Annotated in this window: 8 protein-coding genes and 2 pseudogenes; 5 read left to right on the top strand and 5 right to left on the bottom strand. The window is 62.5% G+C overall.

The window, feature by feature from the left end:
- Nucleotides 1–24: 24 nt before the first annotated feature.
- Complete coding sequence (locus ACK5L9_RS05155) at nucleotides 25–336, bottom strand: BrnA antitoxin family protein (RefSeq protein WP_416910380.1); 312 nt, start codon at nucleotides 334–336, stop codon at nucleotides 25–27.
- A gap of 75 nt (nucleotides 337–411) precedes the next feature.
- Nucleotides 412–585, bottom strand: coding sequence for a BrnT family toxin (locus tag ACK5L9_RS05150; RefSeq protein ID WP_416910379.1), 174 nt, complete (start codon nucleotides 583–585; stop codon nucleotides 412–414).
- A 335-nt stretch (nucleotides 586–920) separates the two neighbouring features.
- Here ACK5L9_RS05150 and ACK5L9_RS05145 point away from each other — a divergent pair.
- Nucleotides 921–1,124: pseudogene (locus ACK5L9_RS05145) on the top strand (hypothetical protein); the annotation flags it as partial.
- Nucleotides 1,125–1,178: 54 nt separating this feature from the next.
- Here the strand turns inward: ACK5L9_RS05145 and ACK5L9_RS05140 are convergent.
- Both ACK5L9_RS05140 and ACK5L9_RS05135 read right to left on the bottom strand, forming a co-directional pair.
- Nucleotides 1,179–1,535 (bottom strand): helix-turn-helix transcriptional regulator, encoded by a 357-nt coding sequence (locus tag ACK5L9_RS05140; protein ID WP_416910378.1) that lies wholly within the window; start codon nucleotides 1,533–1,535, stop codon nucleotides 1,179–1,181.
- 12 nt (nucleotides 1,536–1,547) lie between these two features.
- The gene (locus ACK5L9_RS05135; protein ID WP_416910377.1) at nucleotides 1,548–1,784 is read right to left on the bottom strand and encodes a type II toxin-antitoxin system RelE family toxin; all 237 of its coding nucleotides are present in this window, start codon (nucleotides 1,782–1,784) and stop codon (nucleotides 1,548–1,550) included.
- A 362-nt stretch (nucleotides 1,785–2,146) separates the two neighbouring features.
- Between ACK5L9_RS05135 and ACK5L9_RS05130 the strand changes: the two genes are divergently transcribed.
- Genes ACK5L9_RS05130 through ACK5L9_RS05115 form a run of 4 tightly spaced genes read left to right on the top strand, consistent with a single transcriptional unit; the run spans nucleotide 2,147 to nucleotide 4,478 of the window.
- Nucleotides 2,147–2,965 (top strand): Rha family transcriptional regulator, encoded by an 819-nt coding sequence (locus ACK5L9_RS05130; RefSeq protein ID WP_416910376.1) that lies wholly within the window; start codon nucleotides 2,147–2,149, stop codon nucleotides 2,963–2,965.
- Nucleotides 2,962–3,294, top strand: coding sequence for a hypothetical protein (locus tag ACK5L9_RS05125; RefSeq protein WP_416910375.1), 333 nt, complete (start codon nucleotides 2,962–2,964; stop codon nucleotides 3,292–3,294). The genes ACK5L9_RS05130 and ACK5L9_RS05125 overlap by 4 nt, the downstream gene beginning before the upstream one ends.
- A gap of 13 nt (nucleotides 3,295–3,307) precedes the next feature.
- On the top strand, nucleotides 3,308–4,111 hold the full coding sequence (locus ACK5L9_RS05120; protein WP_416910374.1) for a hypothetical protein: 804 nt from the start codon (nucleotides 3,308–3,310) through the stop codon (nucleotides 4,109–4,111).
- Complete coding sequence (locus ACK5L9_RS05115; protein ID WP_416910373.1) at nucleotides 4,086–4,478, top strand: hypothetical protein; 393 nt, start codon at nucleotides 4,086–4,088, stop codon at nucleotides 4,476–4,478. The genes ACK5L9_RS05120 and ACK5L9_RS05115 overlap by 26 nt, the downstream gene beginning before the upstream one ends.
- A gap of 157 nt (nucleotides 4,479–4,635) precedes the next feature.
- Here ACK5L9_RS05115 and ACK5L9_RS05110 read toward each other — a convergent pair.
- Nucleotides 4,636–4,871, bottom strand: a pseudogene (locus ACK5L9_RS05110) (IS630 family transposase); the annotation flags it as partial.

Here is a 4,871-nt window from a genome sequence, read left to right as displayed (position 1 = left end):
GTTTCTCCTTTCAGCGCCAGCGGCCTACAGTCCCAATGCCTCGCGCAATATCGCGTTGACGCGGGTTTGCCAGCCGGGACCGGTCGCGCGCAGCGCCGCGACCAGATCGGCGTCCAGCCGGGCCGAAATGGACACCTTCGGATTTTCCAGTGGCGGACGCCCGCGGCGGGCCTCCTCTTCCTGCATCCCGGAAAGCAGTTCGGGATGCGCCTTGCGGAACGGGCGGGCGGTCGCAAGCTGTTCGTCGGTCAGTTCAGGGCTGTCCACCGCGTCCCAGTCCGCCCTTGTGTATCCCTTTTCGGCGGCACGGTCGGGGTCAAAGATTTCTTTGGTCATAGAGCAATCTTTCCTTATTGCTGGCCGGGCGCATCGAAATCACGGACAGCGCTTCGCGGCCAAGTTCGAGATAGATCACCGTGATGAGGTGTTGTGCAGCGGGCCGATGGCGGCAAGCCGTCCGCTATGGGCATCAAGTTCCAGCGCAGCGGCGAAAAACTCGGCCGTCAGATCGGCAAAGTCCATGTGGTGCTTGGCGATGTTCGCCTGCCGTTTGGGTTCGTCCCAGGTGATGATCCTGCTTTCCATGATTTTCGTGTATACGAAAAATCCGGCAGCGGCAATAGCTGTATATGCAAAAACTCGCGCCAATTGACAAACCGCGCCACGAACGGCAGAGTGATCGCAAGCCCGCGTCCTGCGGGCCAGTCACGCGAAAAAGGCGTGGCCGGGATTGGACTCCTGCTTGTTCTCTGGCGCTCACCAAGCCGCGCCTTTCGTCGCGGCTTTCCCTATGGTCGGGCGTGCGTGAGCACCGCAAGGTGCGCCGTTCCAGAGAGCGGTAAGTCCAATTGCGCACGTCCGGCCGCCCGGGATTGGACTCCCAGTGGTCGGGTTAACACCTGTCTCTGGAGGGCCGCACAATGAGCGCCATCGTATCCATCAATGAATCCGGGAATCCGATCACCACGTCTCTGGCCATCGCCGAGGGCGTGGGCAATCCGCACGCCACCGTCATCAGGCTGATCCGCGACAACCTCGCCGATCTTGAGGAGTTTGGCTTGGTTGGATTTGAAATCCGGCCAAGATTGGAGGGCCGGCATGGCGGCGGCAGCGCCGAATATGCCGTGCTGAACGAGCCGCAGGCGACGCTGCTGCTGACCTATATGCGCAACAGCGCGTCAGTTCACGATATCGTCGATATCGACATTCAGCGCCGCCGCCAGCGCCTTGAGGCTGGACAGGCGCGGGTCGAGCTTGCCGTTCTCGATATCGCTGACGGTCGCCTTGCGCAGCCCGGCCTTGTCGGCCAGTTCGGCCTGCGTCAGGCCCGCCGCCTTGCGCCACGCGGCCAGCGGGTGCAGCGTGCCGTCCAGCGAGGCCAGAGCCAGGTCGCCCGGCATGGTTGCCTTGCCCCGAGATTGCTCCAACGCGTCATCGGCCAGCGCGGCGTCGCCCGCGTCCTCGACCAGTTCGGCATATTCGGCGGCGGTCAGGACGATCAGCTTTTCGCCCTTGAGATTGGTGGCCTGGTTCATGTCAATCCCCTTTCATCGGTAGATTTCGCGTCGATGGGCGACCTTGAGCACGATCACGTCGCCCTCAATGGCGAAGATCGCGCGCCACTCGCCATGACGCAGTCGGAAATAATCGGAACCAACCAGTTTCTTCACGTCGCCTTCGCCGTTCTCGGCAAAGGCTGTAAGCTTGGCCATCATCGCCGTCCGGTCATTTGCGGGCATCTTGCGAAGTCCTTTGCGGGCGGCACTGGTGATGATGACTTGCATCGGGCGATCCTGCTTGGCGTATCTGTTGATTACGCTTTGGCGTATTTAATTGCAAACAGAAAGTTGCGCAATAGCGTAATTTTTGCGGAGAGATTGACAAATCGCGCCTCGGGCGGCAGAGTCGCCCCAAGTCCGCATCACGCGGGCCAGTCACGCGAAAAAGGCGTGGCCGGGATTGACAGCTCGCTTGTCTTAAGGCGCTCAAAGCCTGCGCCATTGTCGCGGGCTTTTCCTATGTCCAGAGCGCAATGGGAGCACGCAAGTGCTGCCGGTACCTTAAGGCCGGTCTGTCAACCTGTTGTCGCTCTGGGCACCCGGTTGACAGCGGCCCCGGAGTTCAGTTTGAACTTAAGGAGACCGTCATGAACGGACTGATCCCTCATACCCAATCGAATGGCCTCGCGGCCGGCCCGCTGACGATGAGCAGCCGCGAGATCGCGGAACTGGTCGAAAGCCGCCACGACAAGGTGAAGCAATCCATCGAACGCCTTGCAGAACGAGGTGTAATTGATGTTCCCCCAATGGGGGAAGATCGAATCGAGACCTCGCATGGGCGAAAGCACACGGTGCAGGTCTACCGCCTTGACGAGCGCAGCAGCTATATCGTCGTGGCGCAACTGTCGCCCGAGTTCACCGCCCGTCTGGTGGACGAATGGAAGGCGCTGAAGGATCGCGCCAGCGGCGGCTTCGCCCTGCCCGACTTCACGAACCCGGCAGAGGCGGCGCGGGCATGGGCTGATCAGGTAGATGCGAACAGGGCTTTGCAGATCGAGAGCCACGCCAAGGACGCCCGGATCGCGGGCATGCAATCGAAGGTGGACGAATACGAGGCCTATCTGTCCGAGGAAAACGTCTGCCTGATCACGGATTTCTGCAACAAGCACGGAATCAAGAGGAACCATCCCGGCCATGTCCTGCGCGACAGGGGCCTGTTGCACCAGAAGAAGGTGCTGGCCACGCAGACCGGGCTGAAATCCGGCATCCTCAGGAACGTGCTGGAACGGAACGGCTTCGAATATATCGACGGCAAGGGCCAGTCGGTCGATGCCCAGACGGCCATGGTTGTCCGGCAGCGCGAGGTTACGCTGCTGAAAATGGTCGTGGATGCCTATGGCCAGCAGGCCTTCCGCAACCCCGTCGCCTTCGCCCGCGCCAGGAACCTGATCGGGGGTGAGGCATGAACCGCCGCCACGCCCTTGCGGCCATCCCCGTCGTCCTTGCCGCGCCCGCGCTGGTCGCCAGCGCCCCGCAGACGCCCGTTGCAGCGCTGTTTCGCGACATCGCCCGTCTGCGCACAGCCATCAACGACAACGCCCTGTCTGATGGCCAGATGGGCGCGCTGTACGATCTGATGATGGACCAGTCCGCCCGGCTTGCCGTCGAGCCCGCCCGAGACTGCCGCGACTGGACGATGAAGGTCATGGCCCTGACCGATTCTGGTCAGGCTTGGGCGGCTGGTCTGGCCCCCGGCATCTGGGCCGAGGCGCGGGCGCTGATCGGGGGGGCATGAGGTGGATCAGGTTATGACCCACACGGTCAGTGTTCCCCGGTCCCTGTGGGACGATCCGACCTTCAGGGACTCGGAAATGAGTCAGCGCGAGGCGTGGATATGGATGATCGCCGCCGCCGCGTCGCAGCCCCGGACCGCAAGGCTCGGGGCGCATGAGGTTGCGCTGGATCGCGGCCAGCTTGCCGGGTCCACACGTTCGTTTGCCCAGGTGTTCCTGTGGTCTCATACAAAAGCCCGCCGTTTTCTGGAAATGATCGAAAACCGGCACATGATAGAGCGCGTAACCGACACAGGTTTGACCGTCATAACCATCTGTAAATATGACGATTATCAATCATTCCTGAACCAAACCGGCACAGCAGCGGCACAGCGACCGGCACAGCAGCGGCACAGCAGCGGCACACCTGTTGCGGATGGCCGTCTGCCGCTGTCCGATCCGCAACAGGCCACCAGCACGCCCGCAAAGCGCAAGGCCCGCAAACCGGCGCTGCGGATGCCCGAGGGTGCCGTGATTTCGGACCAGATGCTGGACGCGGCGCGGCGGGCCGGTCTTTGCGACGATGAGGCGCGGGCGCAGTTCCAGCGGTTCAAGGACCGGGCGCTGGCGCAGGGCGCGGCCTATGCCGACTGGGACGCCGCGTGGCGCAACTGGCTGTGCAGTCCCTATTTCAAAACGATCACCAACGGAGGGCGTCATGACCGCTCTTGCCCAGACGGCGGAATACCCAACGGATCCCGCAACAGGTCTGACCCTGCCCTTGAGCAGATCGCTCGGATCACAGGATTTGATCTTGCATCAGGCTATGGTCGCGCTTGAGTTGGAAATCATGGCCAAGAAGATGGACCGCTTTGGCTGGGATCGCGAACGCGGGTCTGCGGCTCATGACCGGCTGGTCAGGGACTGGATCGACGTCCTGATGGATTACCCGTTGACCGAGGTTCGCGCAGCCTGTCGGCTGTGGGTGCTGGAGGCCCCCCGCAGGATGCCAAATGAGGGCGATATCAGGGCTATCGTCATACGTGAGCGGGGGCGGCGTCTGGCAGCCAGCAGGCCGCCTGCGCGCGCGCCTGCGCATCGTGGCATGACGACCCAACGTCACGCCGAGGTGTTGCGGGATATGGCGGGCCTGCTGGCCCCGTTCATTCGTCCGATGCCGGGCGTGTCAGACCAGAGGGAGGGCTAAAATCCAAGGCCCGCATCGGAATGCGGGCCTTGTCGGCGGGGGACTTTCACGGGTTAGGCGGACCCGCCGTGTGAGACAGAGATACTGCGTAAGCGACACACTCTCAAGGGCAGCTATTCCGCGTTCGCGCGGTCTTCCCACGCCCTAGTCCTCTGATTCATCTTATCTGCGGGTAGAGGTGCTTCAGTTTGATGCGTGCGTCATCGGTCGAGAAGCGCCAGTTCACGCGGTGACGGGCGGCGTTTCGGGGTTCGCTCCAGGCCTGGATTTCGGCTTCCAGAACGGAGCGGTCCGGGATGCGCCGGTCGAGGCATTGGCGAGCGAGCGCGCTCAGTTCACATTCCGCGATATTCAGCCATGAGCCGTGTTTCGGGGTGTAGCGCCACTCGAAGC

Origin of the sequence: Paracoccus sp. (in: a-proteobacteria), assembly GCF_047973135.1 — a bacterium.
Taxonomy (GTDB): Bacteria; Pseudomonadota; Alphaproteobacteria; order Rhodobacterales; family Rhodobacteraceae; genus Paracoccus.
Note: the sequence above shows the minus strand (reverse complement) of the source record. Positions and strands in the feature narration are given on the sequence as shown.